The sequence below is a fragment of the Mycoplana ramosa genome, from assembly GCF_041930185.1.
GTDB lineage: Bacteria > Pseudomonadota > Alphaproteobacteria > Rhizobiales > Rhizobiaceae > Mycoplana > Mycoplana ramosa.
The window spans coordinates 76,097-102,547 of record NZ_JBHEEW010000009.1; the positions used below are offsets into that span (position 1 = coordinate 76,097).

Consider the following 26,451-nt stretch of genomic DNA (forward strand, 5'->3'; position numbering starts at 1 on the left):
CAAACGGTCTCGGGGCGAACGGAAATCCTAGAGGCCGGCGGATGGGCGGTTCCGCAGCAGCATCCAGAGGAAGAAGGGTGCGCCGGCCAGTGCGGTGATGATGCCGATCGGCAGTTCGGCGGGCGCTACGATCGTCCTGGCGGCCATGTCTGCGGCCAGCATCAGGGTTGCGCCGAGCAGGGCGGACGCCGGAAGCAGGTAACGGTGATCGGGCCCGATCACCCTGCGCAGGAGATGCGGCACGACGATGCCGATGAAGGCGATGCCGCCACTGACGGCGACCGAGGCGCCGACCGCTGCGGCGACGCTGACCACGGCGATGTTCTTCAGCTGCTGCACCTTCACGCCCATGTGGAAGGCCGCCGCCTCGCCGAGCGTGATCGCGTTCAGCCCGCGGCCGAGAAACGGCAGGACCGTCAGCGAAACAAGGATGATCGGGCCTGCGGTCAGGACCTTCGGCCAGGTGGCGCCGGCGAGCGAACCGAGGTTCCAGAAGGTGACGTCGCGCAGTTGCTTGTCGTCGGCCGTGTAGATCAGGATGCCGGTGACAGCGCCGGCGAGTGCGGCGATCGCAATCCCGGCCAGCAACATCGTCGCGACCGAGGTCTGGCCGTGTCGGGTGGCGATCCGGTAGAGCAGAAACGTCGTCAGCAGGCCGCCGGCAAATGCGGCGAGCGCCAGCGCGAAGGATCCGACGAGGCCGAGCAGGGTTGCCGGCAGGTATCCGCCGAGCACGATCATGACGACGGCACCGAGGGCGGCGCCAGAGGAAATGCCAATCAGGCCGGGGTCGGCGAGCGGGTTGCGGAAGAGGCCCTGCATGACCGCGCCGGAAACGGCCAGCGCGGCCCCGATCAACACGCCAAGGAGCGCCCGTGGAAGCCGGATGTCGAAAACGATGATCCGGTCGCGGGCACTCAGCAGCGTGGCAGGTTCGCCCCGGATCAAGGAGGCAACGACGTCGAAAGCCGAAGCATCGGACGCGCCGGTTGCCGCCGAGGCAATCATCGCGAGAACGGTGAGCATCGCCAGGAAAGCGATCACCAGTCGCGCCAGGCCGGACCGGTCGCCATCGGCGGCAGGCCGCAGGCGACCGAGAAGGCCGCCCCGGGTTCGCATGGCCTCACTCAGAGACATTGGTCTTGCGGTAGATCCGCTCGTTCAATTCGCGGATCGCCGAGGCCGTGCGCGGGCCGAAGCCGAGCAGGTGCAGGCTCTCCATGCGAATGACGGACTTCGTTGCGGCGGCCGGCGTCAGGGCGATCGCGGGATGCGCCAGAATTTCCGCGTCGCCGGTGTCGTGCGCGCCGCCGCGTGTCATCACCAGGATCACATCGGGTCTGGCCTCGATGATCGCCTCGTCGGAAAGCGGCTTGTAGCCCTGAAAGGCGCCTTCGGTGGCGTTGACGGCGCCGGCGAGCGTCAGGATGCCGTCGGCAGCCGTGTGTGCGCCGGACGCCATGACCCTGCCGTCCTGGAAGCTCAGGATGAAGAGGACGCGCTTGCGCTCCGCGACCGGGCGTCTGTCGGCATCGGCGATGGCTGCGTCGAGATCGGCGCGGACCGTCTCCGCCAGCGCTTTGGCCCTGTCGGGAACGCCGAGCAGGTGGCCAACGGCCGTGATCTTGTTCAAGATGGCTGCCCGGTCAAACCCTTCGGGAATTGTTTCAAACGGGACGCCGGCGCTTTTGAGAACCGCCAGAGCGTCCGGCGGGCCGCTGCCCTCGATCGAGAGGATCGCGCTCGGGTTCACGGCGAGGACGCCTTCCGGCGAGAGCGCGCGCATGTAGCCGATGTCCGGCAGAGCTTGGGTCGCTTGGGGATAGGTGCTGGTGGAATCGCGGGCGACCAGCCGGCCCTCCTCGCCGAGCGCGTACACGATCTCGGTGATGGCACCCCCAATCGAAACGAGCCGGGAGGTGTCGATCATCGGCATTTCTTCAGCGACGGCGTGCGAGACCAATCCGGGCTGGTTGATGCCCAGAGGCAGCAGCAAGGGAGCCGACAGCGCAAAGGCGGTGAGCGCCATTTCCCGGAGGCGGCGGCGGCGGAGCGAAAGGCGGCTTGCCATCTTGCTGTCTCCTCAGGCCGCGGCGCTGGCGTCGGCGCGCGGAAGAGCGTCGAGGATTTCGCGCCATTCGGCGAGTTCGCCCGACCCTTCCTTTCGCTTGCCGAAGAACTGGATCACCATCTCGCTCTTGGCATCATAGGCTTCGAGCGAGGTGACGTGACCGTCCTTGGTCGGCTTGCGCACGACCCAGCATTCGGCAATGTGGTCCTGGCGAAGGTGCAGGTGGAAGGTGGGATCCATGACGTTGATCCAGGGACCCATCGCCTTGATGTTCTCGACAGGGCCGGTGTGGATCTGGATCGCGCCGTGGTTGCCGACGAAGCACATGATCTCCGTGACCTTTTCGGCCGCCGCGCGCATCATGATCTCGGCTGACCGGCGGTCGACCTGCCAGGCGAAGTCTTCGCCGACGCTGCGCACGGCGTCCTGCCGGCCGATCTTCAGCTTCTTCAGCATGCCGAAGAACTGGTGGGTATCGGTCATCTGGCTCCAGTTCTCGCGCAGAAGCGGAACGTCGACCGGACCGGTCTCCTCCGCCGCGGTCGCGGCGACGGCGAGGAACGCCTGCGATTGGTCCTCCAGGCGGAAATCGGCGACGATCGCGTCGTAGGCTTCCAGATTGGAAGCGGGGCGCAGGTGGATCTTCTGCACGGCATTGCCGGCCGCATCGAAGTACTGAAGGCTTCGCCGAACCTCGCCGCCTTCGCTCTTTTTCGTCACGGCGAACCCGTGGGTCCAAACGCCGGGGAAAATGCGCAAATCAACGTTCTCGCCAAGAACCATCGAGGCATGCTTTCCGGTCGAGACATTCTCGTAAACCCCGATCTTCTCGTGGACTGCGCTTTCGTTGCGGGTGAGGACCATGACCTCGCCCAACGCCTCCGCCCGCTCCAGCAGGCGATTGGCGCTGCCGTCGATCCGGATCGCCGTCAGTCCGACCTCGGCGGCGATGAGAGCGGCCTCCGAGATACCGAGCTGGGCAGCGAGGTCACGCTCGCGCATGTTCGGGTTTTCGAGCCTGTATGCGCGGATTTCGGAGGGGGTGGGCCGGTGATGTTCGGTCATGACGTCTGCCTGTCTCAGGTTCAATATGGTCGCGCCCACAGGTCCGCATACGACCATGGAGGGTGCCCGCTTCACCCGGCGCTTTGGCATGCGCGCGGCAAATCGGGCGTCTCCAGGTCCGTTGCGCTGAAAAATCCTCAGCCGGATCAGTGGTTTGACGTTGTTCTCGGTCAAATCTATCTTGACTTTCATACTCATATTTATTTAAGGACGCAAGAGTGGATCGACCGCCGGCCGAAATGTTTTTGCAATCCATAATTGTCCAGTAGGCCGATGGATGATCCCGACACCCGCAAGCGTCGCAAAAGGGCAAAAGCAATGAAACTTCGTAGCGCAATCCTCTCTGTCGCGGCTTCCATGACGCTTGCCGGGTCGCCATGGGCGCAGGACGCCGTAGCGGAAGGGCTCCGGGTTGACCTCAATGCGCTGGCCACGTCGCAGAAGGGATGCGCCTTTATCTTCGTCATCGACAACCGTCTGGCGCGGAGCGTCAGCAAGGCCTCGTTCGAGCTCGTGCTGTTCAACGTGGCCGGGACGGTTGAACGCATGGTGGCGCTCGACTTCCGCGACCTGCCGCAAGGCAAGACGAAGGTGCGGAAGTTCGATCTTCCGGGAACGAAATGCGAGGACGTCAAACGGGTGCTGATCAACGATTCGTCGACGTGCGAGGGGGAAGGGCTGACGGCCGGCGCATGCATGGACGGCATCGTGACGAGTTCCAGCACGCAAGTGGCCCTGGACGGATGAAGCAGGCGTGCGCTCTTTGTGAAGCGGCTGGAGAAAGGGACTGGACATGGTCAGTAGCAGAGCAACCTGGAGCGCTGCGATCGTCCTTTCGCTGATGGCGCACGCGGGCCCAGCGGCAATCCTGACCCTTTCGCCGGAGCCCGAGCCCGAGGCGGCGCAGACCGCTGGCGGCGTTGTGGCCGAGGTTGCGATGCTGGGAAACAATGCCTTCGAAACGATCGAGTCGGGTCGTCCGGATGAGACCGAGCGCCCCGACGAAATCCAGCCTGAGATACTGGAGCCCGTTCCGCCACAACTCGCCGATATCATGCCCGACGATCTCGTCCTTCAACAGGTGATGCCGGTCGAGCGTGCCGAGGTGCCAGAGGCCGATGCGATCGTTCCGCAGGCGAGCGAGGGGAGCGAGCTTCAGGATGCGGCCGTCGAGAGCGCCGCCGTTCCCGTTCCCGGCATCAAGCCCAAGCTTACGGAAAAGCCTCCGGCGGCTGCCCGTCCGCTTCATGCGGACGTAAAAAGGCAGCAGGAGAAGGTCGAGAGGAAAACTGGGAAGAAGGCGGGCGAGAAGGGCGAGAGTGTTCAAGCCACCAGCAAGGGGCACGCTGATGGCGCAGCCGACGTCAAGACGGCCTCGCTGGGCGGGCAAGCGAAGGGAAATGCCTCGGCCGCCGGAAACGCTGCGGTCGAAAATTATCCCGGCAAGGTGCGCAACAAGATCAATCGCGCCAAGCGTCGCGTCGCAGGAACGGGCGTCGGGACCGTGACGGTGAGCTTCACCATTTCCGCTTCGGGGCAGGCGACCGGCATCAAGATTTCGGCCAGCTCGGGCCAACCGGAACTCGACCAAGCCGCCATGGAAGCCGTTCGTCGGGCGGCGCCGTTCCCGGATATCCCGGAGGAATCCGGCCGCTCCTCCTGGTCATTCCGAGTTCCCATCGCCTTCAAGCGATAGTGTCCGGATGCCATGCCGCTTTGGGTCCCCCCGGCGCGGCTGCGTCGGGACATTCCTGCGCGGCGAGTTCGGATATTTGCCATTCATCAAAAAAGATGACAAAAAATCTCAAGTTATACTTTACGACGAAAATCAGGTTTTGTACGGTCGCGCCATCGATCAGGGGCTTCCGGAGCCAGCACGAGGAGCGATAGATGCAGACAGGTAGGGACAGTCAGCGCGAAGCGGTGCTGAGAGCGATGATTACCGCGCGTGACGCCCGTATCGCCGCGCTCGAAAAGGAGGTGGCATCGCTCAAGGCACGGCTTGCCGCACCGCGCCCGCCGGTTGCCGAGCCGCGCGCGTCGCGCCCGGTCGAGGTTACACGGCTGAAACGACGAAGCATCGAGATTGACAGAAGGCCGATGCAGGACCGGGAGAAACAGCAGGCTGGTGGCGGCGACCCGGCCGATGCGGAAGGGGCGGCGAAATCGGCTCTTAAGGGACGCAGCTTTCTCTATGTCGGCGGTCGCGACTGCCAGGTGGCGCACCTGCGGCAGATCGCCAGCGCCTTCGGCGCCAATCTGATCCATCACGATGGCGGCCTTCGCGAAGCGGTCTCGCGCATCGACAACGTGCTGCCTTCGGTCGACTGCGTCTTCTGCCCGATCGACTGCATCAGCCACGACGCCTGCCTGCGGGTCAAAACGGGCTGCAAGAAATGGGAAAAGGCGTTCGTGCCGCTGCGCAACGGCAGCAAGTCCAGTTTCGAGAGGGCTCTGCAGAACCTCAGCGACGGAAATCCCGTCCAATGATCGGTCAGGGGCCGGAGGCGCGGAAGCAGACAAGCGACAACGTGATCGCGTTTCCAATCCGCGCAGTGCCGGCGGGGCGGCAAACCGCTCGATCGTGTCTGGGCGGGTATCGCCGTGGCTTCATTCCGTCATCGTGCGACGGCCGAACGCGCCGAAAGCGACCGTGAGCCAGCCGGCCATCATCAACATGCCGCCGGTTGGGGCCGACATCGGAAACAGCCCGTGGCCCGCCGCGTGCCGCATGGCGAGGTCACCGGCGAACAGAAGCGTTCCAACGACCAGAAGGGCTGCGGCAAATGCCGCCCTGCGCACGGTCGGCCAGGCGGCGTAGAGCGCGATCAGGGCAGGGGCATGCGCGAGGCACATGGCCGATGCGCCTCCGAGCAGGCGCGGATCTGCGCTTGCATGCGACGCCAGCGCGGCGCTCGCCACCCCGGCCACACCGATGATGCCCGCAAAGAAGAGCGTTGCAGAGCGTGCGATCGATCCTGCCATCGGGGCTGTCCTACTGCTGATTGACCATGTGATGCGCCAGGCGCGTCACCGGATCGAGGATGATGGTTCGCAACTGTCGGCTCGAAATCGTTTCCTCCAGTGCCCGGGTGAAGCACAGGAGCCAGCCGTCGCGTTCAGCCTGCCCGATTGGAGCGACAAAGTGACGGCGGCGCAGCATCGGGTGGCCGCGCTTGTCGGTGTAAAGCGGTGGGCCGCCGAGCCAGCCGGTGAGGTATTCGTAGAGTTTTTCCTCGCTGTCGGCGAGGTTTGTCGGGTGAATGGCGCGACAGGCGGCGGCTTCGGGCAGCGTGTCCATCAGCGCATAGAACCGACTGGTCAGGGCACGTACCGTCGCGTCGCCGCCGATGGCGTCGTAGAGCGTGGTCGTCGCTTCCTGCTTGTCGTTCTGCACTGGCATTCCCGCTTGTTGCGTCCGGCTCTTCAGATAGATCAGCGGACGCGCGAGGGCAATGACGGCTCGGAAGCCGTGGCGAGGAATCGCAGGGAATCGTCGAGGGTCGACGCGTCGGCATCCGAATAAGGCAATTGAAATAAAACCGTCCAGACGGTATGTTTCGGCATGAAAACGGCCCATCACCGCAAGAAGCAACCCGAAGCCGTCCGCCAGCTGCTGCTGGGGGTCACCGCCGGCCTTTGTGTCGAGAAGGGGGCGAGCGGCGTCACTTTGGATGCGGTCGCAGCGGCGGCGGGCGTCAGCAAGGGCGGTCTCCTGCATCATTTCCCCAGCAAGGCCGCCTTGCTGGACGGGCTTCTCGACGACCTGATCGACCGGCTGGATGCGGCGATCCATCGGGCCATGACCGACGATCCCGAACCGCGCGGCCGCTTCACCAGAGCGTATCTGAAAGTGTGTTTCGTGCCGGGCGGAATGGCCGAGGAGGAGCGTTGGAAGGCAATGACGATGGCGCTGCTTGGCGAGCCGCACCTGCGCCAGCGCTGGCGCCGCTGGGTGGAAGACCGGTCAGCACTCCACGCCGGAACGGACCTGTCGATCAATTGTGAACTGGTCCGCTTCGCCACCGATGGCCTCTGGCTCGCGTCCCTGCTGGAAAGCCACCGGCTCGATCCGGCCCGCGAGCAGGCGTTGATGCACCGGCTGGTCGAACTCACCCGAACCTGAACATTCCTTTAACTCGTGCGCTGCGCCGGAGTTTGTCATGAACCTTACCCTTGTCTATTCGGTCCTCGTGGTCGCGATCGTGTTCGAGGTGCTTGGCACCTCGGCGATGCAAGCGGCGCAGCACTTTTCGCGTGCACTGCCGACGGTGATGATGGTGGTGTGCTACGCGATCGCGTTCTATTTTCTCTCCTGGAGCCTGCGCTACGTGCCGGTCGGCATCGCCTATGCGATCTGGAGCGGGCTGGGCATCGTGCTGATTTCACTCGTGGGGTACTTTGTCTTCGGACAGACGCTCGATCGCGCGGCCGTCATCGGGTTGGGCCTGATCATTGCCGGCGTCCTTGTCCTGAACCTGTTCTCGAAATCGACATTTCACTGACACATGGCATCGCCGTGCCGTCGACGCCGCCATCCCTGGGACGCGCAACGACGCGCCGCGCCGGCCGGCTGACTTGAACGGCGCTCCCTTAGAAACGACGTCAGCCGTGCCGGTCCAGCCATTCCTTCAGGGCGACGGCATTGTTGTACCGTTCGTCTTTGGCGGCATAGAGCAGGGTGACCGGACCTTTCCGGAGCAGCGCCCGCAGTTCCGCTGCCGCCGCCTGCGTCGCTTCGCCCTGCAGTTCCTCCGCGTAGGCGCTGCGAAAGGCATCCCAACTCTCCGGCTTGGCGTGGAAGCGCTTGCGAAGGTCGTCGCTGGGCGAAATATCCTTGAGCCAAAGGTCGATGTTCGCCTTCGCCTTCGAAATACCGCGCGGCCAGAGTCGATCAACGAGGACCCGCGTCCCGTCGCCGGGTTCGGAGGAGGCATAGATGCGCTTGACGGTGATGTTGCTCATTGTGCGACGTCCACGAAAGCACCTCAGCTAAGCCAGGCGACGCCAGGCGTTTCCCGCGACGGATCTCCGTGTCGAAGAGCCTTGATCGGGTGATGCACGTAGCCGCAGGCATCTTACTCTAGATTGTAAGGCGAGACTTTTCAAATGCCGGGCTTGGATCGCTGTCTCACGGTGCGCAGAGTACAGGGCCGGCCCACCAAATGCCCGCTCGACCTTCATTCCGCCACCATCTCGCCAGATCCGCCGGCTTCGGCTGGAAAGTCCTTCAGTTTGGCCAGGCCGTCGCGTATCGGCAGCACGCATTCGGCATAGTTCAGGTGCACGGTCGGCTCAAAGGCGAGGCCCGAAACGACCGCGGCCCTCACGTCGGTCAGGCCAAGACCGGGATGCTCGGACATGATGTGGCCGCCGCATTTCATGCAGAACTGCCGGTCGCTCATCCCCGATTTGTTGTAACGGCCAATGAACTCTGCGCCGCGTTTCACCTTCACGTCCTCGGTCATCCAGAGGGCGTAGGCGCTGAGCGGCCCACCGGAGTAGGCGCGGCAGGAGTTGCAGTGGCAATAACCCATCTCGAGCGGTGCGCCGGTTGCCTCGATCTCGATTGCCCCGCAGAAGCAGGTTCCGGGATAGCTTTTCTGCATGGCTTGCTCCTTCCGTGTGCGACGGATCGTGAGCGAAGTGTACCGCATCGGTCCGAGAAGTGGAGCCAGGTGGGAACCATGCGGGAAGCGAGGTGCAAATGGCCTTCTTCCCTCGCGGTTGTGCGATCGGCGGCAGGATAGGGGACTTCGGCGAAGGCGCCTTTCGCCGTTGACTTCACCGATGATGGGAGGAGAATGGACCCGTTTCGCGTCACTATGAAAGCAGAAGGGGCGCCGACGATGACAATTGCCAGGAAGCTTCAGGAATATATCGACCGCGAAGGTGTTGCATACGATACCGTCGCGCACCACAGAACTGCCACCACCAGCCAGTCGGCGCAAGCCGCCCATGTTCCCGGACGAAGACTGGCCAAGAGCGTGGTCGTGCACCATGAGACGGGCTACGTCCTGGCGGTGGTTCCGAGCACGCACCGGATCGAACTGACCACCCTGCAGGAAGTCATGGACCGGCGCCTCGGCCTCGCCTCGGAGGAGGAGGTCAGTGCGCTTTTCTCCGACTGCGACGAGGGCGCGGTACCGCCCATCGGACTGGCCTATGACGTTCCGGTTGTTCTGGACGAGAGCCTGGAGAACGGCGGCGACGTTTATTTCGAGGCGGGAGATCATCGAACGCTGGTGCACGTCAGCGGTCCCGCCTTCCGCACCCTGACGAAGGACGCCCGCGTCGCCCGGTTCAGCCATCCGGCCTAGGTCGTCAAGACGAGCTGCGGGCCGAGCACAGCGTCGCGGGGTTCGAGAACGTCGCGGCCACTTCCCTCAGAACATGGATTGCTTCCGCTTCGAGACGCGCTCGCGGGCATGCCTGGTCCTTAGCCGCAAGTTCCGCTCGGTCTTGCGTTTACCGAAACAGGATGGCCGATAGCCGAGGCGGCGCGGGGATCTCGGCTTCCGTCGCACGTCAGCAATCGCCACGGCGCACCTGGGCAAATCCGGTCCGGCACCCCAGGTTCAAGCAGCGCGCTGGCTGAGCCAGATGCTGCCAATCACCAAGCCGATACCGCCAATCTGAAGTGCTGTCAGTGTCTGATCCAGAACACCCCACCCGAGCAGCACCGCCGTCAGCGGACTGAGGAGCAGGAGCGACGACACGACCGTGGAATTCAGCCGCCCGATACCCCTGAACCAGAGGGCATAGGTCAGGGCGGCCCCGATCAGCCCGAGCCAGGCAAGTCCCATCAGGTTGAAGAACGTCGGAACCGGAATGGAATGACCGGCGAGCAAAACGACTGGGACCAGAAGCAATCCGCCGGCGGTCAGTTGCCACGCCGTGAAGGTCAGTGGCGATACCGGGGGCTGCCACTTACGCACCAGGATGATGCCCAGCGCCATGGCGGATGCCCCGGCCAACCCGGCTGCAATGCCGATGGCGTCGAGCGCGGCACCGGGGGTCAGCACCAGCAAGGCAACGCCGCCCATGCCCACCAAGGCACCGATGATCGCCAATGGCCGCACCGGACTGGACAGAAGAAGGGCGGACAGAACGACAACGATCAATGGTTGGGCCGCAAGAACCGTCCCTGCAACTCCGCCAGGGAGCCGGTAAGCGGCGACAAACAGCATGCTCAGGAAGATCGAGATGTTGAGAGCGCCGAGCAGGAAGGAGCGGAGCCACCAGGTGCCCGTCGGCAACTGGCGCACGATCGCCAGCAGGAGCAAGCCTGCAGGCAGCGCCCGCAGCATGGCGACGGTGATCGGAGGAAAGCCCGCAAGGAACTCGGTCGTCACGATGTAGGTGCTGCCCCAGACAACAGGCGCGATTGCGGTCAGCAGAAGATCGGAGATGTTGGATCTCATGATATGCGAAGAACCTCCGAAAGCGGACGGCGCGGCTTCTGCGGCCAGTTGCCAGGCGCTGCGCGACCGACGGGAAGAAGCATGACGGGAACTTCGCCCTCGGTCAGGTCGAAGTCGCGGGCCACGGCGTCGGCATCGAAGCCGACCATGGGGCCGGAGACGAAACCCATGGCTTCGGCGGCATAGATCAGCGTTGCCGCGCCGAGTGTGGCCGAACGGATGGCCTCGTCCCGGGCCGCTTCGCGATCGGCATACTTCGCCTGTGCGTCTTCCTGCCAGCCGGCAGCCATGGCTTGCGGCATCAGCCCGGTTTCGACAAACGGGCGCAGCCGTTCGGCCAGGGCGGTGTGATCGGGCAGCTGGCCACAGACGATGAACGTCACGGCCGCGGCCGAAACCTTGGCCTGCCCATAGGCGAGTTTGCGCAATCTCGCCTTCGCATCCGGTGTCCGGACCGCGATGAAGCGCCAGTTCTGCAGATTGTAGGCAGTGGGCGCGCGCGTCGCGAGATGGACGAGGGTCTCGATCTCGGCATCTGCCAGCGTGTGTGAGGCATCGAAAAGGTTGGCGGAAATCCGCCGCTCGATGAGGTCGATTGTTGAATGCTGCATCGGAAGAATCCCGGCTGTTTTCGTTCGTCAGCAGTGATACGGAATTTACCCGAAGCAGATAATCTGCAAGATTTGCAAGACATTATTATCTGGTGGAGAACAATGGAATGGACCGCTTCACGGCGTTGCAGGTGTTTCGGCACGTGGCGGAACTGGGCAGCTTTGCGGCGGCTGGACGGAAGCTTGGCCTGTCTCCTCCCGCCATCAGCAAGAATGTGGCGGAACTGGAGGCCCATTTAGGGGTGCGTCTGATCAACCGGACAACGCGACGCATGGCTTTGACCGGGGAGGGCAAGACCTACCTGGAACATGTCTCACGTGGTCTCGACGCGCTGATCGAAGCCGAAGCGGCCCTGTCCTCGGCCAAGGCGTCGCCGACCGGCACGCTGCGGGTGAGTGCGCCCATGACGGTCGCGCTTACGCGCTTTTCCGAGGCAATCCCGGAATTTCTCTCGCGATACCCGGATCTGAAGCTCGACCTGCATCTCGACGACCGCCGCGTCGACATCATTCGGGAAGGGTTCGATCTTGCCATTCGCGGTAGCAGCAATCTTGAGGATTCGAGCCTGGTGGCAAGAAAACTGACGGTGATGCCGCATGTTCTCTGTGCTGCACCCGCCTATTTCGAGGCGCATGGAAAGCCTCAAACACCATCCGATCTGAAGACGTTGGCCCACATTCGTTTTCCTTTTGGCGTGAATGCGGACTTTTGGGAGTTCACGAAGGCCGGACACACGGAACGGATCGCGGTCGAGGCGCGCTACTCCGTCACATCGAGCCTTGCCGTCCGGGATGCGCTGCGCGGCGGTTTCGGGGTCAGCCTGATCCCGCTTCCCTATGTGGCGAAAGATTTGGAGGCCGGGCGGCTGCAATCGGCATTAGACGATTGGACGACAGCGGCAACGACCCATTACGCAGTCTATCCATCGCGCCAGCACGTCGCGCCCAAAATCCGGGCCTTTATCGATTTTCTGATCCGGCAGTTCGGCCGCGATCAGAAATAGGGCTGCCTGAGCGAGATTTTCTGCAGAAACCGTCTTGTCGAACGCGCGAACCTGCGTTATGTCTCGCTTCAATTTTTCAAGGATTGTTGAAATATGGATCAACGTCAGGCTCTCATCTCGTTCGGCGCTCTTTCACAGGAAACGCGGCTGCAGATCGTCAGGATCCTGGTCATCGCAGGGCCGCACGGATTGGCAGCCGGCGTGCTTGCCGAGAAGGTCGGCGTTTCGCCATCCAACATTTCGTTCCATCTCAAGGAACTGGAGCGGTCTGGCCTTATCTCGCAGCAGCGGGAGTCGCGATCGATGATCTACCGGGCCGACTATGAAGCGCTCGGTGGTCTCGTCCGGTTTCTGATGGAGGACTGTTGTTCCGGCCATCCGGAGATCTGTGCCCCGGCTGCGGCGGCTGCCGCCTGCTGTGTACCTGCGAGAGAGACTGCATGACGCCCTCATTGGAAGTCATGTCAACTCCGATGGCAATCCTGAACGCCCGGCAGGCGGCTTCGCTCTGTCCGGCATCGGCAACCCTGATGAAGAACGATCTGACGAACTAGGGATCACGATCATGTCCGACCCCGTCTACAACGTGCTGTTCCTCTGCACGGGCAATTCCGCTCGCTCAATCCTCGCCGAAGCCATTCTGGAGAAGGAGGGGGGAGGCCGCTTCAAGGCCTACTCCGCCGGAAGCCAGCCGAAGGGCGAAGTCAATCCGCATGCCCTGCGCGAACTGCAGGCTCTCGGTTATCCGTCTGAGGGCTTCAGTTCGAAGAGCTGGGATGTCTTTGCCGAGCCGGGCGCTCCGCAGATGGATTTCATCTTCACCGTCTGCGACAGTGCTGCGGGTGAGGCGTGCCCGGTCTGGCTCGGTCATCCGATGACGGCGCACTGGGGCGTCGAGGACCCGGCGGCGGTCACGGGCTCCGACATCGAAATCCAGCGGGCATTCGCACAGGCGGCACGCTTCCTGAAGAACCGCATCATGGCCTTCCTGAGCCTGCCGCTGGAGTCCATCGACCGGATCGCGCTGGAAACCCGGTTGCGGCAGATCGGCACGATGGATGGCGCGACCAGCCCGCACGGAAAGGCGAACTGATGTCGACGTTTGAACGCTACCTGACCGTCTGGGTCGCCCTCTGCATCATCGTCGGCATCGCGCTCGGCCATCTGATGCCGGGCGTCTTTCAACTCATCGGTGCAGCCGAGATCGCCAAGGTGAACATCCCGGTCGCGATCCTCATCTGGCTGATGATCATCCCGATGCTCGTGAAGATCGACTTCCGCTCGCTGGCGCAGGTCGGCACCTACTGGCGGGGGATCGGCGTGACGCTGATCATCAACTGGGCCATCAAGCCATTCTCCATGGCGCTGCTCGGCTGGCTCTTCGTCGGTTGGCTGTTCCGCCCCTACCTGCCCGCGGACCAGATCGACTCCTACATCGCCGGGCTGATCATTCTCGCCGCCGCTCCCTGCACCGCCATGGTCTTCGTCTGGTCGAACCTGACGCGCGGCGAGCCGCTGTTTACGCTGTCGCAAGTCGCCCTGAACGATGCGATCATGATCGTGGCGTTCGCGCCGATCGTCGGCCTGCTGCTCGGCCTCTCGGCGATCATCGTGCCGTGGGACACGCTGGTGATTTCGGTCGTCCTCTACATCCTCATTCCGGTCGCGATCGCCCAGATGCTCCGCGGCCGCCTGGTGAAAAATGGAACAACGGCCGCACTCGACAGCCTGCTGTCGAAGCTGCAGCCGCTGTCGCTCGTGGCGCTGCTGGCAACGCTGGTCCTGCTGTTCGGTTTCCAGGGCGAGCAGATCATCGCGCAGCCGGCGATCATCGCACTCCTCGCTGTTCCGATCCTCATCCAGGTCTACTTCAATTCCGGTCTTGCATACCTTTTGAACCGCATCTCCGGCGAGCGTCATTGCGTGGCCGGGCCCTCGGCTCTGATCGGGGCCAGCAACTTCTTCGAGCTTGCGGTCGCCGCCGCCATCAGCCTCTTCGGCTTCCAGTCCGGCGCCGCACTTGCGACCGTCGTCGGCGTCCTCATCGAGGTTCCCGTGATGCTGTCCGTCGTCTGGATCGTGAACAGATCGAAGGGCTGGTACGAAGCCGCCCCCGCCGTCGCCAGAAACTCCATCACCGAAAGGGCATGACAGTGGACGTCACCATCTACCACAACCCCGATTGCGGGACGTCCCGGAACACGCTGGCGATGATCCGCAACGCCGGTATCGAGCCGACCGTAATCGAATATCTGGACACGCCTCCGACGCGTGACCAACTCGCTAGGATGATCGCCGATGCCGGACTGCGCGTCCGCGACGCGATCCGCGAGAAGGGAACGCCCTATGCCGAGCTCGGCCTCGACAATCCGGGCCTCACCGAGGATCAGTTGCTGGACGCGATGCTCGCGCATCCGATCCTGATCAACCGCCCGTTCGTGGTCACGCCGCTCGGCACGCGTCTGGCGCGACCGTCCGAGGTCGTGCTGGAGATCCTGCCGGACACCCACAGGGGAGCATTCGCGAAGGAGGATGGCGAGCAAGTCCTCGACGAAAAGGGGCAGCGCATTGTCTGAAGCATTTCCCGCGGCCGATCCCAGCCACTTCCGGCAGCCCGACCTTGACGCGCTGCGGCCGACATTCTCGACGCACAGGCCGAAGATCCTGATTCTCTACGGGTCTCTCCGGGAGGTCTCCTACAGCCGCCTTCTGGCGCATGAGGCCCGGCGGCTGCTGGAGCACTTCGGATGCGACGTGAGGATCTTCGATCCGCGCGGGCTTCCGCTTCCCGACGAGGAGCCGGCGAACCATCCGAAGGTGCAGGAACTGCGCGCGCTGTCCGAATGGTCGGAGGGACACCTCTGGGTGAGCCCCGAACGCCACGGCGCGATGACCGGCATCATGAAGGCGCAGATCGACTGGATACCGCTCGCTGTCGGCTCGGTGCGCCCCACGCAGGGAAAAACGCTGGCGGTCATGGAAGTCTCCGGCGGCAGCCAGTCGTTCAATGCGGTCAACCAGATGCGCATCCTCGGCCGCTGGATGCGGATGATCACCATCCCCAACCAGAGCAGCGTCGCCAAGGCCTATCAGGAATTCGATGCGGATGGCCGGATGAAGCCGTCGTCGTTTTACGATCGCGTCGTCGACGTCTGCGAGGAACTGGTGAAGTTCACCCTCTTGACGCGCGATGCCTCCGCGTACCTGACCGACCGCTACAGCGAGCGGAAGGAGGACGCCGCCAAGCTCGAGCAACGGGTCTCGCTGACATCGATATGAGCCATACGCGCCTGCCTTGGGCGGCGATTGCCGCGCTCGGCCTGACCCAGAACATCGGCTACGGCACCCTCTACTATTCCTTCTCCATCCTCGCGTCGGACATGGCGCGGGGCTTCGGCCTCTCGACCGAGTGGATATTCGGCATGCTCTCGATCGCTCTGCTTGCGGGCGGTCTGGCCGCTCCGTGGTTGGGCAATGCACTGGACCGTTTCGGGGCAGGCAGGGTGATGACGTTCGGCTCGGCGATCGCGGGGGCCGCGCTGCTGCTCTGCGCATTGGCACCCAATGCAGCCTTCTTCGGAATTGCGTTGGTTCTGACGGAGATGGCCGCAAATCTCGTCCAATATGGTGCCGCATTTGCGCTCCTCGTCCAGCTGCGCCCGGAGGTGGCCGCAAGGAGCATCACCTACCTGACACTTATCGCCGGGTTCGCCTCGACGATGTTCTGGCCGATCACCGCCGCTTTGCATCAGGGCCTGCCCTGGCAGGGCGTCTACGCGGTCTTCGCGGCCGCAAATATCCTGATCTGCGCGCCGGTGCACCTCTGGCTGGCGCGCCAGCTCGGACACGGCATGAGCCGAAGCGGGGTGAACACGGCTGCGGCTGCGGCGGTTCGGGGATCCCTGAGGCCGGAGCAGCGGCAGCTCGGCTTCATCCTCATGGTCGTCGGCTTCTCGTTCCAGGCCCTGGTCAGCTCGGCGATCCTGGTCCATATGGTTCCGCTCTTGTCCGGTCTCGGACTTGCCGCACTCGCCGTCACCGTCGGAAGCCTCTTCGGCCCCTCCCAGGTTGCGAGCCGTCTCATCAACATGCTGCTCGGGCGTGACCTGCCGCCGCTCTGGCTGGCGGCGATTTCGGCGGGGCTGATGGCGATCTCGCCGGCCGTTTTGCTGCTGGGTGCGCCTTCGACCGTCGCCGCCGTCGTCTTCGCCTGCCTGTTCGGCTTCGGCAACGGCCTGTTCAGCATCGTCTCCGGCACGCTTCCGTTGTCGCTGTTCGGCAGCGCTGGCTATGGCGCGCTGCAGGGCAGGGTGATGGCCGCACGGTTGATTGCGTCGGCGGGCGCGCCGTTCGCGTTCGCCTTCGCCATTGGCCATGTCGGCATCCCCTGGTCGCTCGGAAGCGTCATGATCGGCGGTGTCGCTGCCGTTCTGGCGCTTGCGGCGATCGCAGGTCTTGTCCGGACATCGAAGCCCTGCCGGGGCGAAGGCTCAGGGCAGGAGCCGCCGCCATCGCTCACGGCTAAGTCGGCTAGTCAGGCTGCCAGCACCTCGACGGTCAAGTGTGACAGATCGTGAATGGCGGCCAGCCTTTCCTTGTAAGCAGCGACGGGCTTGGGATTGGACGAGACAACCGATACGTTCGCCGCATGATGTCCCGGTCTGCCGCAGCTGATGAATTTGGTTCTCACCCGGTGATTGCAATTGACAAATTCGTTGAATAACTGGAGCTTTTTGCCGATCAAAAACTCGACCGCGCAGACGCGGGGAGCGAATTCATGAGCAGGTTGCATTCCGAGAGCCATCTCGTCTCCCGTATCGGCTGGCTCCGGGCCGCGGTACTCGGAGCCAATGATGGCATCGTCTCGACGGCGAGCCTGATCATGGGTGTGGCCTCGGCCTCGGCCGGAACCTCGGAGATTTTGGTGGCGGGCGTTGCAGGCCTCGTGGCCGGCGCGATGTCCATGGCGGCCGGGGAATATGTGTCGGTCAGCTCACAGTCCGATACCGAGGCGGCCGACCTCGCCCGTGAGCGCCGGGAACTCGCAACACAGCCGGAAGCGGAACTTGATGAACTGACCGAGATTTATGTGGGCCGTGGCCTGACGCATGATCTGGCGCGGCAGGTGGCGGTGCAACTGACTGCCCACAATGTTCTCGATACCCATGCGCGAGATGAACTCGGCATCGTCGAGCATCTTTCGGCGCGCCCCGTCGAAGCGGCGCTCACTTCGGCGGTGACTTTTGCGGTGGGTGCCGCTCTGCCCCTACTGATGGTAGTGCTCTCCCCAGCGTCCATTCTTGTTTATGCTGTCGCCATCGCCTCGCTCATCTTTCTCGCGATCCTCGGTGCCGTCGGGGCTAGGGCCGGTGGCGCAAACGTGATCAAGGCGACCGCACGCGTCACGTTCTGGGGTGCGCTGGCGATGTCACTGACGGCCGGGATCGGCGCGCTGGTCGGCACGGTCGTCTGATTGGCTTGATAGGTTTGCGACGTTCAGATCTCGGCAATCACCCTCCGCAAGCATCGACCGCACATTGCCCGCCAGCCCTTTCAGCGTTGCATTGTCGATGGCCTGCATGGATGCAACCGGATCGATTGCGCTTACCACCACATTGCCAGCTTCGACCGATCTCACGATCACATTGCAGGGCAACATCGCACCGACCTTCGGTTCGAGCTTCATTGCTTCGAAAGCCATGCGAGGGTTGCAGGCACCTAGGATCAGGTAGTCCGCGACGTCGGCATCGATCTTAGTCTTCATCGTGGCTTTCACGTCGATCTCCGTCAGCACCCCGAAGCCATGTTTCGATAGCGCGGCCTTCGTCCGTTCCACGGCAGCCTGGAAGCTAATGTTGGAAAGCGTCCGATCCAAAGTGTAGGACATTTTCAGTCTCCATCCGTCAGCTGAAAACCGGTCAACGGCAGCATGGGTCTACGACCGCGGCCAATTCAAATCGAAAGTATAGACCCCTGCCGGTAGATCGGCCATCTGGCGGTTGGGAAGGTGCTCATTGACCTTATTGGGAAATTCCGAGGGATGGCCTGCTGCCGGTTTTCGGACACGGGGTTAAGCTAGCCTAGCTTCGCCGAGGGGATCTGCCCTGGCGTCATCCCTCGTCCCGTAGACCTTGCGGGCTGTCCGCTCGGTCTTGAGCGATGAAAAGAAGCTCTCCATCGCAGCGTTGTCCCAGACGTTTCCCGACCGGCTCATTGAGCAGGCGATGTCGTCGGGTCGCCAGCTGACCAGACGACCCAGGAAGTCATCGGTCAGCAACTGCTCGGCCCTTCGAACTTTATCGGACCTTTCCAATATGGCGTTGAAGTCTTCATCCATGCTTGGTCGTTGAGCGCCTTCGTCCGGACATCAAGGCCTCGGCTTGCGCGCCTGAAGAGGCAACAGGGATTTCGTGGAAGGATGGGAGGGCGGTCGAGCCGCCCCCGAGGTCAAGCTGACTTGTATTCCGGAGACTTGAAGGTGAGATGAGCGACGCTTTGCGGGGCATCCGCGATCTTGCGGATGTCGGCCCATGTCTGCTTGTAGTTAGGCAGGATCAGCTCGTTCGTGCCTGAATTGACGACGTTGCCCTGCACGCCCGTCGGGTAGCCGAACATCATGAAGGTCTCGCCGCGGCGCGCCGTCGGCGTCGGATAGACCATCGCCTGCGTCGCGCCGGCATCATTGAAGATTTCGACAAGGTCGCCCTCGTTCAAACCGGCATTGGTCATGTCCTGCGGGTTCATCTGGATGAACGGGTAGGGCCAACGGTCCATGACGAAGTCGTTCTCCTGGTCGAGATAGGCCGACTGCCAGACGTGGTTCGTGCGACCATTGTTGATCAGGTACTTGTACTTGTCCTTCTGAGCCTGCTTGCCCGGTGCTTGGAGACCGCGCCACTCCGACACCATGAACTTGGCCCTGCCGTCTTCCGTGCCAAACTTCCCGTCCTCGTAAAGCCTCTTAGTGCCTACCAGTTTCCCGCTCTCGTAGCCCGTGGCGGGCTCCTGGACACCGTTGTTGCCTGCTTCCCGCAGACGCTCGTAGGTGACGAACTCGCCGCCTTTGGCGACCTTGTGGTATCCGTCCATGAAGGCGTCTTCCTCGGTCTTCCAGTCGAAGCCCTTGAACTTGTCGGCGTAGTCCGCGTCGCCCATGTCGCGCAGCACGCGCTCCATGTGGTTCGCGAGCCTGGCCGCGATCAGGCAGTCCGCCATCGCTTGGCCGGGCGGGTCCATGTAGCGCTCGGTGAGGCGCATCCGACGTTCGCCATTCATTGACGTCAGGTTCATTTCGCCCGACGTCGCGGCGGGAAGGATGACGTGGCAGGCCTGGCCGATCTTGGTTGGGATGATGTCCACATTGACCGCGAAAAGACCACCTTGGTTGATCCCATCGACGATCGCCTTGACCATCGCGTCCCGGTCGCCGTAGGGCGCGGCGCTCATCGCGTCCTTCACGATGTCCGTCCGCTTCTTGTAGACTTTCTTGAACTCAAGGGCGTTCAAGGTCGTCTTGTAATGGTCGCATCCCCAGATGTGATGCACAGCTCCCTGTCCGCCGATCAGCAACTGGTCGACATAGGGGGCAGGCTTGCCGACATGCGCGTCGGACGGGCGCGCGTAGCCTTCCTGATGGCCGCCGAGGCGCACGCAGCCACCGCCCGGACGGCCTATGTTTCCGGTCGCCAACGCTATGTTCACAAGCGCCGCGTTGGTGCGGTAGTTGTCGTTGCCCCAGATCAGACCCTTCTCGTAGGGCATCATCGTTCGGCGGCGCTTGCCGTCCGACTTCGGTTCGGCGATCCATTGAGCCGCCTTTTCGATGTCAGCCGCGGGCACCCCGCAGATGTTCGACGCCTCTTCGAGTGTCATCCTGTTGCCATTGACGGCGTCCTCGAATCCTGTCGTGCTGGTGTCGATGAAGGCCTTGTCGGTCCAGCCCCTTTCGACAACGTGCGTGAAGATCGCATTGAACAACGCGAGGTCCGTGCCCGAGTTGATCGCGAGGTGCAGCACGTTGTCCGGGCCGACTTCCGCCTCGCATGCATTTATGCTGACGGTGCGCCGCGGATCGACGAAGACGATTCTGACGGGAGGATGTTCCTCGCCAGGCAACTGCTCGCTCTTCTTGCCGGCCGTGGTGCCGCGCATGTTCGGAACCCAGTGGTTCAGGAAGTAGTTCGTCTGGGTTTCGAGTGGATTGGCACCGACGCAGAAGATCGTGTCGGCGAGTTCCGCATCCTCGTAGCAGTTGTTCAGTTCGCCGACGCCCATGTCGCGGGTCGCGTGAACCTCGGAGTTGTATGCGGGGCGGTTGTGGATGCGGATGTTCTTGATCTTCATCGCCTCGAAGTACAGCTTGCCCGTACCCCAGGTGTTCTCGTAGCCGCCGCCAGCACCGCCGTGGTCGTAGGCGGAGACGAAGAGCGCATCCTCGCCCTTTTCTGTAATGACGGCTGCGGTCACGCGGGCGACGAGATCGAGCGCATCCTCCCAGCTGGTCGGCTGCATCTGGCCGTAGCGCCACACGAGCGGATCGGTGAGCCGCTGCTGCTGGGTGTTGCGGGCTTCCGAGTAGCTCATCTCCGCCATGCGCGCGCCGCGGACCGAGCCTAATCCCGAGTTAACGCTACATTCGCGATCTGGCATGATGACGATGTGGACGTCCTCGCCGTTCTGCTTGACGATGTTGTACATCGAGGGCGCATACCAGGCGACGGTTTCGGCCTGTTGCTGCTTCGAGAGGTCGACGCCGAAAATGTTCCTGTTAGGTTCCGTGCCGCCCTGTTTGTTCACTGGCCAGGTATAGGCGTGATAGCCGCAACCGACGATGCAGAACTGGCAGGTGACGTTGTGATGCTTTGCGTCCGCGGGAATGATCGGCAGACGGTCGATGTTGCGTTTGTAGGCCATCGTCCTCCTCCCTCAGAGCACGTTCGAAAGGCGGCCGTAGATCAGTTCGTCGACGCCCTCGGCGAAGATGTCTCCATTGTCGGCAATCCGGAGGGCGTACTGCGGCAGGTTCTGCGTGGCCTGGCCCCAGACCTGCTGGCCTCCCTTCTCGGGATCGAACACGGAGTAGTGCCCGGGACAGTTGAAGGTCTTGCTGGCGGCCGAATAGGTAAGGGGGAAACCCTTGTGCGGACAGATCGTTGAAAACCCGACGATGTCGCCGTCGAGACCGGCCCCGCCCTCAACCCGTGTCCCTAACTTGAGAAGAACTCCCGGAGCGCCAGCGTCCGGATAGGTTACCTCCAATGGCTCGTTCAGCTTGAGTTCGGAGACATTGGCAAGACGGTTCGACGGATACTCGACCCTCGCGGGGGACGTTGCCGCCTCAGCCCGAGGCGCGGCTCCAGCAGCGGCAACCGTCGCGCTGGCGGCTACCAGAGCGCTCCCGCGCAGGAATTGACGGCGGCCGATATCGACCATCGCTCTACATCTGTGCATCGATCTCTCCTCCCGCTGACCTTGGTCTGACGGGCCGGAGCGACACCTTTCTGGATCAACGACTCAATTCCAATTTCCGTCGCTGACCAAAGTGTCACGCGGATAATCAGACACTTTGTCTATAATTCGTTATGTCTGGAGTGCCCGACATGAAGGATAGTCGAAATATGTTGACTTGTCACCGCCGCGCCGCTCGGCAACTGAAGAGGCGGTGCTTGCAGGAGATTCCATGAAGAACGCGACGCTAGCCGTTGTCGGACACGCGCAAGGATCGCGGCCGAGCCCACTTTCCGAGCGAAATGGGAGCCAGGTAAACTCTGGCCTCCATTTCGGAAAAGCTGACGGCCCGGTCAACGGCGATTCCTCTCGTGGTCAATGATGGATATCTTCATGGTTAGACTGCAGACCGATACTGCGGGCTTCTAAATGACCTATCGGCTCTATTCGACCCAAGGAAGCGGTTGGCGTGCCTGCCGCTGCAGTCGATGACATGCGGCGGACGAAGACGTAGAACGCGGGCGTCAACACAAGGCCGAAAAGCGTCACGCCGATCATGCCGCCGAACACTGCGATCCCCATTGCGCTCCGCATCTCCGCTCCCGCACCCGTCGCCAGAACCAGAGGCACCACGCCCGCTATGAAGGCAACCGACGTCATCAGGATAGGTCGTAGACGCAACTTTGCGGCCTCGACCACTGCCTCAAGGGGCGCGATACCGTGCTTCTCCCTGTCTCGCGCGAATTCGACGATGAGGATGGCATTCTTGGCCGCGAGGCCCACCAGCACCACGAAGCCGATCTGGGTGAACACGTTGTTGTCTCCTCCCACAAGCCAGACAGCGCCCAATGCTCCCGTAATGGAAAGAGGTGCGATCAGCATGACAGAGAGCGGAATCGACCAGCTGTTGTATTGGGCGGCGAGGAACAGGAACGCCAGCAGCACCGAAAGCGGGAACACTATCAGAGCCGCGTTTCCGGCCAGCTTCTCTTGATAGGCGAGTTCGGTCCACTCCCAGTCGAAGCCCGGCAGTAGAGTTTCGGACAAGACCGCCTCCATTGCAGCGGTCGCCTGTCCCGACGAATATCCGCGAGCCGGTCCGCCGGAGACGTCAGCTGAGGGAAACCCGTTGTAGTGCATCACCCGGTCTGGTCCGTTGGTGTGAACGAGTTCGACGAGGGTGGACAGAGGAACCGTTGCGCCGTCCCGGTTCCGCACATACAGGTCCGACAGCGCATCTTCAGTCTGCCGAAACGGAGCCCGGGCTTGAAGCAACACTTTGTAGGTCCGCCCGTATGCGTTGAAATCGTTGACGTATGCGGTGCCAAGGTTCGCACGCATGGCCTCGAACACCGATGACAGAGGAACTCCCATCGCGAGCGCTTTGTCCCGATCCACCCGGACTTCGATCCGGGGAGCGTTGATGTCGTAGCTACCCATGATGCCCGAAAGTTCGGAGCGCGCCGTCGCGGCCCCGATGACTCGGCTGGTGACCTCCGCGAGCGCCTCGGGGCCGGCATTAGCGGTATCGAGGATATGCAGCTTGAAGCCGCCCGTAGCTCCCAGACCTGGCACCGGTGGTGGCGGAAAGACGCCGACGAAGCCGTCTTGGATAACAGCGAGCTTGCCCCAGAGCCGTCCAGCAATCGCGTCGGCACGCATGGAGGGGTCTCGGCGGACTTCGAAGGGATCGAGGATCGCGAAGACCACCGCTGCGTTTGGCAGGTTCGCGAACCCGTTGATCGAAACGCCGGGGAAAGCGACCACATCCGAGACGCCCGGCTCATCGAGCATCATACTGGTCATCTTGGTGACAACATCGTCAGTCCTGTCGAGCGAGGAGCCAGCGGGAAGCTGCGCGATGCCGACGAGGTAGTATTTGTCTTGCGGCGGAACGAATCCAGTCGGCGTGGACATGAGTCCCCAACCTGTCAGGCCAAGCACGACAACGTAGGCGACTGCGGCGACAACGCCGCGCCGGACGACGAGGCGGGTTGTGCTGGCGTATCCCGTAGCTGCGCGGTCGAAGACGCGATTGAATCGCCGGAAAAACCATCCGAACAACCAGTCGATGGCGCGTTGCACATGATCGCGCCGGTCGCCGTGCGCCTTGAGCAGCATCGCCGACAGCGCGGGTGAGAGCGTCAGCGAGTTGATCGCGGAAAGAATCGTAGAGACGGCGATGGTAACGGCGAACTGCCGATAAAACTCGCCCTGGAGGCCCGGAAGAAATGCCGCCGGCACGAAGACTGCGGCGAGAACGCTGGTGATCGCGATCACAGGGCCCGTGACTTCATCCATGGCGTCCCGGGCGGCTGCGAGCGGAGTCTTTCCCAGCGCGATATGGCGTTCGACGTTCTCGACCACCACGATCGCGTCGTCGACCACGATGCCGATCGATAGGACGAGGCCGAAGAGCGAAAGAGTGTTGAGCGAAAAGCCGAGCCCGAGCAAGACCGCGAAGGTGCCGACCAGCGAGACCACGACCGCGGCCAGCGGTATCAGTGATGCCCTCCAGCTCTGCAGGAACACGATGACGACGAGCACCACCAGCACCATTGCCTCGAACAGGGTGACGATCACCGACGCGAGCGATGCCTCGACAAAGACGGTTGGGTCATAGGCGATGCGGTACTGAATGTCCTCGGGAAACCTTCGGCCCAGTTCGGCCATCCTGGACCTGACGGCGGCGGCAACATCGAGCGCGTTCGCACCGGGGGCCTGCAATATCTGCAATGCGGCGGCCGGGTTGCCGTTGAGGGAGCCACGGAGCGAGTAACTGTCTGCCCCGAGTTCGACGCGCGCAACGTCGCCAAGGCGGACGAGTTCGCCCTCGGCCCCGGCGCGGACCACGATCCGTGCGAACTCTTCGGCGGTCTCCAGACGCCCCTGTGTGCCAAGCGCGACTTCGAAGGCGGCCGTGCCGCCCGGCGACTGGCCGAGGTTCCCGAGCGCGGCCTCGAGGTTCTGGTCCCGAAGAGCGGCGATGACGTCGCTTGCGGTCAGCCCGCGCGCCGCCAGCTTTGCCGGGTCGGTCCAGACTCGCATCGCGTATTCGCCCGCTCCCCATACCATCACATCGCCGACTCCTTGAATCCGGGCCAGCTCGTCGCGCACGTTCAGAATCGCATAGTTGGACAGAGCGAGTGCGTCCTTCGTCTTCTGGTCGGAGACCAGATGGACGACCATCAGGATATCTGGCGAGGTCTTCTGTGTGATGACGCCCATGCGCTGAACCTCCGCGGGAAGCCGGGGCAGGGCGCGTTGAACGCGGTTCTGCACCCTGACCTGCGCAGCCTCGGGGTCGACACCGTGAGCGAATGTGACCGTGGTGGTCATTCGGCCGTCGGTCGCCGTCTGCGAAGACATGTAAAGCATTCCTTCGACACCCATGATCGCCTGTTCGATCGGCGCGGCCACGGTTTCGGCGAGCGTCTTGGGATTGGCACCCGGGTAGGAAGCCATTACCTGGACGGTCGGGGGCGTGACGGCGGGATACTCCGACAGCGGTAGACGGAAGAACGAAAGCGCTCCTGCGATGACGATCAGGACCGACAACACTATCGCGAAAATGGGACGATCAATGAAGAAGCGGGGGAAACTCATAGTGCGCCCTCCACCGTCGGAAGCCGATCTCCGGGCATCGATACAAGCCTGGGGTCGACTGTCATGCCGGGGCGGACGAGGCCCTTGAGGATGACGCGGTCGCTGGGGGACAATCCGTGTTCGACCACCCGCAGGTCGCCTTCCGAAGCGCCGACCCGAATAGACCTCATAGACACCGTGTTCTTCTCGTCGAGCGAGAGGACGTACCGACCGCCCGGTGCCGTGCCGATCGCTGACTCGCTCACCAGAACCGTTTCGGCCGGCGGCTCGAGTGGCAATTGGACACGCACGAACATTCCCGGCTTGAGTTTTCCGTCGGGGTTATCGACCACCGCGCGGACACGGAGCGTTCCGGTCGACCGGTCCACTTCGGCGGAACCGAAATCCAGCTTGGCGGCGATGGGGTGGGCCTCCGCGGCGGCGGCGACTTCGATTGTTGCGGTCAACCCTGCGAGGTTCGTCGCCGACAGGCGCAGGAAAGTGCTTTCATCGATATGGAAGGTCACGTGCAGTTGGTCTACGCCCATAACCTTCGTCAGAACGCTGCCCGGCCCGGCCGCCACCTGGTTTCCCGGCTCGATGAACATGCGGTCGGCGACGCCGTCGATCGGAGAGCGGATTTCGGTCCACTGTAGTTCGAGCTCAGCCTGCCGGAGCGCGGCCCTCGCCGCCGCAAGCTCCGCTTTGCGGCTGCGCTGGAGAGCCGCGGCGTCTTCGCGCGCCTTTTTGCTGATCGCCCCGCTTCCAGAGAGGGAGGCTGCGCGAACAAGGTCGACCTCGGCCTGTTCGGCCAATGACAGCGCCCGTTCGACAGCGGCGCGGGCGGCGTCCACCTTCACTACGAAGGCTTCCGGGTCAACGCGGAAGAGGACATCGCCCTTCCTGACCCGCCCTCCTTCTCGAAAAGTGGCCTCTGTCAGGAGCCCACTTACCCTCGGAGTGATCTCGACATGGCGCACAGCTTCCAGGTGGCCCGTAAAGCGTGCGCTTGGAGCCATCCGACGCACGACGACGTCGGCGACGGGAACCGAGATCAATTGCGGTTGCGTCGTCGTTGGCGAGGAAGCTGCCGCAAAGGGGGTGACGTCGCTCCAAATCAGCGGCGAGGCGAAGGTCGCGATCGCGGCACTACCGAGCGCGATCACTGGAAGGCGAGGGATTTTCATGGCCATGCTCCGGCTGTTGTCGATCATGGCCCGAGTTTTGCTCGTTACAACGTTGGG

General features: G+C 63.0%; 28 protein-coding genes and 1 pseudogene. 14 read left to right on the top strand and 15 right to left on the bottom strand.

All coding sequences use genetic code 11. The features are described 5' to 3' along the window. Positions 1–27 precede the first annotated feature (27 nt). Genes JNC62_RS13100 through JNC62_RS13110 form a run of 3 tightly spaced genes read right to left on the bottom strand, consistent with a single transcriptional unit; the run spans position 28 to position 3,136 of the window. Positions 28–1,119, bottom strand: a complete 1,092-nt coding sequence (locus JNC62_RS13100; protein ID WP_374839441.1) for a FecCD family ABC transporter permease — start codon at positions 1,117–1,119, stop codon at positions 28–30. 4 nt (positions 1,120–1,123) lie between these two features. Then, positions 1,124–2,071: a heme/hemin ABC transporter substrate-binding protein gene (locus JNC62_RS13105; RefSeq protein ID WP_374839443.1), complete on the bottom strand. Its 948-nt coding sequence runs from the start codon at positions 2,069–2,071 to the stop codon at positions 1,124–1,126. Positions 2,072–2,083: 12 nt separating this feature from the next. Further along, positions 2,084–3,136, bottom strand: coding sequence for a hemin-degrading factor (locus JNC62_RS13110; protein WP_374839445.1), 1,053 nt, complete (start codon positions 3,134–3,136; stop codon positions 2,084–2,086). Between the two features lie 318 nt (positions 3,137–3,454). On the opposite strand from JNC62_RS13110, the gene JNC62_RS13115 reads away from it, so the two are divergent. The 3 genes from JNC62_RS13115 to JNC62_RS13125 all read left to right on the top strand — a co-directional run bounded on the left by JNC62_RS13115 (position 3,455) and on the right by JNC62_RS13125 (position 5,626). Beyond that, the gene (locus JNC62_RS13115; protein ID WP_374839447.1) at positions 3,455–3,883 is read left to right on the top strand and encodes a hypothetical protein; all 429 of its coding nucleotides are present in this window, start codon (positions 3,455–3,457) and stop codon (positions 3,881–3,883) included. Positions 3,884–3,929: 46 nt separating this feature from the next. Next, on the top strand, positions 3,930–4,832 hold the full coding sequence (locus JNC62_RS13120; RefSeq protein WP_374839449.1) for an energy transducer TonB family protein: 903 nt from the start codon (positions 3,930–3,932) through the stop codon (positions 4,830–4,832). 404 nt (positions 4,833–5,236) lie between these two features. Then, entirely contained in the window at positions 5,237–5,626 is a 390-nt protein-coding gene (locus tag JNC62_RS13125) for a DUF2325 domain-containing protein (RefSeq protein WP_374839589.1), read from the top strand. A 120-nt stretch (positions 5,627–5,746) separates the two neighbouring features. On the opposite strand, the gene JNC62_RS13130 is transcribed toward JNC62_RS13125, so the two are convergent. Continuing rightward, the gene (locus JNC62_RS13130) at positions 5,747–6,121 is read right to left on the bottom strand and encodes a DUF423 domain-containing protein (protein WP_374839451.1); all 375 of its coding nucleotides are present in this window, start codon (positions 6,119–6,121) and stop codon (positions 5,747–5,749) included. Positions 6,122–6,131: 10 nt separating this feature from the next. Continuing rightward, positions 6,132–6,539 carry a globin domain-containing protein gene (locus JNC62_RS13135; RefSeq protein ID WP_374839590.1) on the bottom strand — a complete coding sequence of 136 codons (408 nt, stop codon included), beginning with the start codon at positions 6,537–6,539 and terminating at the stop codon, positions 6,132–6,134. A 162-nt stretch (positions 6,540–6,701) separates the two neighbouring features. On the opposite strand from JNC62_RS13135, the gene JNC62_RS13140 reads away from it, so the two are divergent. Both JNC62_RS13140 and JNC62_RS13145 read left to right on the top strand, forming a co-directional pair. Next, entirely contained in the window at positions 6,702–7,262 is a 561-nt protein-coding gene (locus JNC62_RS13140; protein WP_374839453.1) for a TetR/AcrR family transcriptional regulator, read from the top strand. A gap of 37 nt (positions 7,263–7,299) precedes the next feature. Further along, positions 7,300–7,641: a DMT family transporter gene (locus tag JNC62_RS13145; RefSeq protein ID WP_374839455.1), complete on the top strand. Its 342-nt coding sequence runs from the start codon at positions 7,300–7,302 to the stop codon at positions 7,639–7,641. A 100-nt stretch (positions 7,642–7,741) separates the two neighbouring features. Here JNC62_RS13145 and JNC62_RS13150 read toward each other — a convergent pair whose 3' ends face one another. After that, positions 7,742–8,101, bottom strand: coding sequence for a DUF488 domain-containing protein (locus JNC62_RS13150; protein ID WP_374839457.1), 360 nt, complete (start codon positions 8,099–8,101; stop codon positions 7,742–7,744). 215 nt (positions 8,102–8,316) lie between these two features. After that, positions 8,317–8,745 (bottom strand): GFA family protein, encoded by a 429-nt coding sequence (locus JNC62_RS13155; RefSeq protein ID WP_374839458.1) that lies wholly within the window; start codon positions 8,743–8,745, stop codon positions 8,317–8,319. Positions 8,746–8,985: 240 nt separating this feature from the next. On the opposite strand from JNC62_RS13155, the gene JNC62_RS13160 reads away from it, so the two are divergent. Further along, a complete protein-coding gene (locus JNC62_RS13160) occupies positions 8,986–9,456 on the top strand; it encodes an aminoacyl-tRNA deacylase (RefSeq protein WP_374839460.1) in 471 nt (156 codons plus the stop codon). Between the two features lie 258 nt (positions 9,457–9,714). Here JNC62_RS13160 and JNC62_RS13165 read toward each other — a convergent pair whose 3' ends face one another. Together JNC62_RS13165 and JNC62_RS13170 are read right to left on the bottom strand one after the other, a co-directional pair. Next, complete coding sequence (locus JNC62_RS13165; RefSeq protein WP_374839462.1) at positions 9,715–10,560, bottom strand: EamA family transporter; 846 nt, start codon at positions 10,558–10,560, stop codon at positions 9,715–9,717. After that, complete coding sequence (locus JNC62_RS13170) at positions 10,557–11,171, bottom strand: nitroreductase family protein (protein ID WP_374839463.1); 615 nt, start codon at positions 11,169–11,171, stop codon at positions 10,557–10,559. The genes JNC62_RS13165 and JNC62_RS13170 overlap by 4 nt, the downstream gene beginning before the upstream one ends. Before the next feature lie 107 nt (positions 11,172–11,278). Here JNC62_RS13170 and JNC62_RS13175 point away from each other — a divergent pair, with 107 nt between their 5' ends. The 8 genes from JNC62_RS13175 to JNC62_RS13210 all read left to right on the top strand — a co-directional run bounded on the left by JNC62_RS13175 (position 11,279) and on the right by JNC62_RS13210 (position 17,648). Then, positions 11,279–12,175 (top strand): LysR family transcriptional regulator, encoded by an 897-nt coding sequence (locus tag JNC62_RS13175; protein WP_374839465.1) that lies wholly within the window; start codon positions 11,279–11,281, stop codon positions 12,173–12,175. 93 nt (positions 12,176–12,268) lie between these two features. Further along, positions 12,269–12,619, top strand: a complete 351-nt coding sequence (locus JNC62_RS13180) for an ArsR/SmtB family transcription factor (protein ID WP_374839467.1) — start codon at positions 12,269–12,271, stop codon at positions 12,617–12,619. Positions 12,620–12,740: 121 nt separating this feature from the next. Next, on the top strand, positions 12,741–13,268 hold the full coding sequence (locus tag JNC62_RS13185) for an arsenate reductase ArsC (RefSeq protein ID WP_374839469.1): 528 nt from the start codon (positions 12,741–12,743) through the stop codon (positions 13,266–13,268). After that, the gene (gene arsB / locus JNC62_RS13190; RefSeq protein WP_374839471.1) at positions 13,268–14,326 is read left to right on the top strand and encodes an ACR3 family arsenite efflux transporter; all 1,059 of its coding nucleotides are present in this window, start codon (positions 13,268–13,270) and stop codon (positions 14,324–14,326) included. Before JNC62_RS13185 ends, arsB begins: the two co-directional genes overlap by 1 nt. After that, positions 14,323–14,751, top strand: coding sequence for an arsenate reductase (glutaredoxin) (gene arsC / locus JNC62_RS13195; RefSeq protein ID WP_374839473.1), 429 nt, complete (start codon positions 14,323–14,325; stop codon positions 14,749–14,751). Before arsB ends, arsC begins: the two co-directional genes overlap by 4 nt. Continuing rightward, entirely contained in the window at positions 14,708–15,454 is a 747-nt protein-coding gene (gene arsH / locus JNC62_RS13200; protein ID WP_374839475.1) for an arsenical resistance protein ArsH, read from the top strand. The genes arsC and arsH overlap by 44 nt, the downstream gene beginning before the upstream one ends. After that, complete coding sequence (arsK, locus tag JNC62_RS13205; RefSeq protein ID WP_374839477.1) at positions 15,451–16,752, top strand: arsenite efflux MFS transporter ArsK; 1,302 nt, start codon at positions 15,451–15,453, stop codon at positions 16,750–16,752. The genes arsH and arsK overlap by 4 nt, the downstream gene beginning before the upstream one ends. A gap of 200 nt (positions 16,753–16,952) precedes the next feature. Then, positions 16,953–17,648, top strand: a complete 696-nt coding sequence (locus tag JNC62_RS13210) for a VIT1/CCC1 transporter family protein (protein ID WP_374839479.1) — start codon at positions 16,953–16,955, stop codon at positions 17,646–17,648. A gap of 42 nt (positions 17,649–17,690) precedes the next feature. Here JNC62_RS13210 and JNC62_RS13215 read toward each other — a convergent pair. The 6 genes and pseudogenes from JNC62_RS13215 to JNC62_RS13240 all read right to left on the bottom strand — a co-directional run. Further along, positions 17,691–18,062, bottom strand: a pseudogene (locus JNC62_RS13215) (DUF302 domain-containing protein); the annotation flags it as partial. A 183-nt stretch (positions 18,063–18,245) separates the two neighbouring features. Next, entirely contained in the window at positions 18,246–18,512 is a 267-nt protein-coding gene (locus JNC62_RS13220; protein WP_374839596.1) for a hypothetical protein, read from the bottom strand. Between the two features lie 110 nt (positions 18,513–18,622). Further along, positions 18,623–21,088, bottom strand: coding sequence for an arsenate reductase (azurin) large subunit (locus JNC62_RS13225; RefSeq protein WP_374839481.1), 2,466 nt, complete (start codon positions 21,086–21,088; stop codon positions 18,623–18,625). 12 nt (positions 21,089–21,100) lie between these two features. Then, positions 21,101–21,625, bottom strand: a complete 525-nt coding sequence (locus JNC62_RS13230; RefSeq protein WP_374839483.1) for an arsenate reductase (azurin) small subunit — start codon at positions 21,623–21,625, stop codon at positions 21,101–21,103. A gap of 372 nt (positions 21,626–21,997) precedes the next feature. Beyond that, a complete protein-coding gene (locus tag JNC62_RS13235; RefSeq protein ID WP_374839485.1) occupies positions 21,998–25,228 on the bottom strand; it encodes an efflux RND transporter permease subunit in 3,231 nt (1,076 codons plus the stop codon). Continuing rightward, positions 25,225–26,421, bottom strand: coding sequence for an efflux RND transporter periplasmic adaptor subunit (locus JNC62_RS13240; RefSeq protein WP_374839487.1), 1,197 nt, complete (start codon positions 26,419–26,421; stop codon positions 25,225–25,227). Before JNC62_RS13240 ends, JNC62_RS13235 begins: the two co-directional genes overlap by 4 nt. Positions 26,422–26,451 lie beyond the last annotated feature (30 nt).

What these genes read in the sequence shown, in the direction of transcription:
- JNC62_RS13100 (WP_374839441.1), bottom strand. Translation starts at nt 1,119, where the DNA reads ATGCGAACCCGGGGCGGCCTTCTCGGTCGCCTGCGGCCTGCCGCCGAT.
- JNC62_RS13105 (WP_374839443.1), bottom strand. Translation starts at nt 2,071, where the DNA reads ATGGCAAGCCGCCTTTCGCTCCGCCGCCGCCGCCTCCGGGAAATGGCG.
- JNC62_RS13110 (WP_374839445.1), bottom strand. Translation starts at nt 3,136, where the DNA reads ATGACCGAACATCACCGGCCCACCCCCTCCGAAATCCGCGCATACAGG.
- JNC62_RS13115 (WP_374839447.1), top strand. Translation starts at nt 3,455, where the DNA reads ATGAAACTTCGTAGCGCAATCCTCTCTGTCGCGGCTTCCATGACGCTT.
- JNC62_RS13120 (WP_374839449.1), top strand. Translation starts at nt 3,930, where the DNA reads ATGGTCAGTAGCAGAGCAACCTGGAGCGCTGCGATCGTCCTTTCGCTG.
- JNC62_RS13125 (WP_374839589.1), top strand. Translation starts at nt 5,237, where the DNA reads ATGCAGGACCGGGAGAAACAGCAGGCTGGTGGCGGCGACCCGGCCGAT.
- JNC62_RS13130 (WP_374839451.1), bottom strand. Translation starts at nt 6,121, where the DNA reads ATGGCAGGATCGATCGCACGCTCTGCAACGCTCTTCTTTGCGGGCATC.
- JNC62_RS13135 (WP_374839590.1), bottom strand. Translation starts at nt 6,539, where the DNA reads ATGCCAGTGCAGAACGACAAGCAGGAAGCGACGACCACGCTCTACGAC.
- JNC62_RS13140 (WP_374839453.1), top strand. Translation starts at nt 6,702, where the DNA reads ATGAAAACGGCCCATCACCGCAAGAAGCAACCCGAAGCCGTCCGCCAG.
- JNC62_RS13145 (WP_374839455.1), top strand. Translation starts at nt 7,300, where the DNA reads ATGAACCTTACCCTTGTCTATTCGGTCCTCGTGGTCGCGATCGTGTTC.
- JNC62_RS13150 (WP_374839457.1), bottom strand. Translation starts at nt 8,101, where the DNA reads ATGAGCAACATCACCGTCAAGCGCATCTATGCCTCCTCCGAACCCGGC.
- JNC62_RS13155 (WP_374839458.1), bottom strand. Translation starts at nt 8,745, where the DNA reads ATGCAGAAAAGCTATCCCGGAACCTGCTTCTGCGGGGCAATCGAGATC.
- JNC62_RS13160 (WP_374839460.1), top strand. Translation starts at nt 8,986, where the DNA reads ATGACAATTGCCAGGAAGCTTCAGGAATATATCGACCGCGAAGGTGTT.
- JNC62_RS13165 (WP_374839462.1), bottom strand. Translation starts at nt 10,560, where the DNA reads ATGAGATCCAACATCTCCGATCTTCTGCTGACCGCAATCGCGCCTGTT.
- JNC62_RS13170 (WP_374839463.1), bottom strand. Translation starts at nt 11,171, where the DNA reads ATGCAGCATTCAACAATCGACCTCATCGAGCGGCGGATTTCCGCCAAC.
- JNC62_RS13175 (WP_374839465.1), top strand. Translation starts at nt 11,279, where the DNA reads ATGGACCGCTTCACGGCGTTGCAGGTGTTTCGGCACGTGGCGGAACTG.
- JNC62_RS13180 (WP_374839467.1), top strand. Translation starts at nt 12,269, where the DNA reads ATGGATCAACGTCAGGCTCTCATCTCGTTCGGCGCTCTTTCACAGGAA.
- JNC62_RS13185 (WP_374839469.1), top strand. Translation starts at nt 12,741, where the DNA reads ATGTCCGACCCCGTCTACAACGTGCTGTTCCTCTGCACGGGCAATTCC.
- arsB (WP_374839471.1), top strand. Translation starts at nt 13,268, where the DNA reads ATGTCGACGTTTGAACGCTACCTGACCGTCTGGGTCGCCCTCTGCATC.
- arsC (WP_374839473.1), top strand. Translation starts at nt 14,323, where the DNA reads ATGACAGTGGACGTCACCATCTACCACAACCCCGATTGCGGGACGTCC.
- arsH (WP_374839475.1), top strand. Translation starts at nt 14,708, where the DNA reads ATGGCGAGCAAGTCCTCGACGAAAAGGGGCAGCGCATTGTCTGAAGCA.
- arsK (WP_374839477.1), top strand. Translation starts at nt 15,451, where the DNA reads ATGAGCCATACGCGCCTGCCTTGGGCGGCGATTGCCGCGCTCGGCCTG.
- JNC62_RS13210 (WP_374839479.1), top strand. Translation starts at nt 16,953, where the DNA reads ATGAGCAGGTTGCATTCCGAGAGCCATCTCGTCTCCCGTATCGGCTGG.
- JNC62_RS13220 (WP_374839596.1), bottom strand. Translation starts at nt 18,512, where the DNA reads ATGGATGAAGACTTCAACGCCATATTGGAAAGGTCCGATAAAGTTCGA.
- JNC62_RS13225 (WP_374839481.1), bottom strand. Translation starts at nt 21,088, where the DNA reads ATGGCCTACAAACGCAACATCGACCGTCTGCCGATCATTCCCGCGGAC.
- JNC62_RS13230 (WP_374839483.1), bottom strand. Translation starts at nt 21,625, where the DNA reads ATGCACAGATGTAGAGCGATGGTCGATATCGGCCGCCGTCAATTCCTG.
- JNC62_RS13235 (WP_374839485.1), bottom strand. Translation starts at nt 25,228, where the DNA reads ATGAGTTTCCCCCGCTTCTTCATTGATCGTCCCATTTTCGCGATAGTG.
- JNC62_RS13240 (WP_374839487.1), bottom strand. Translation starts at nt 26,421, where the DNA reads ATGATCGACAACAGCCGGAGCATGGCCATGAAAATCCCTCGCCTTCCA.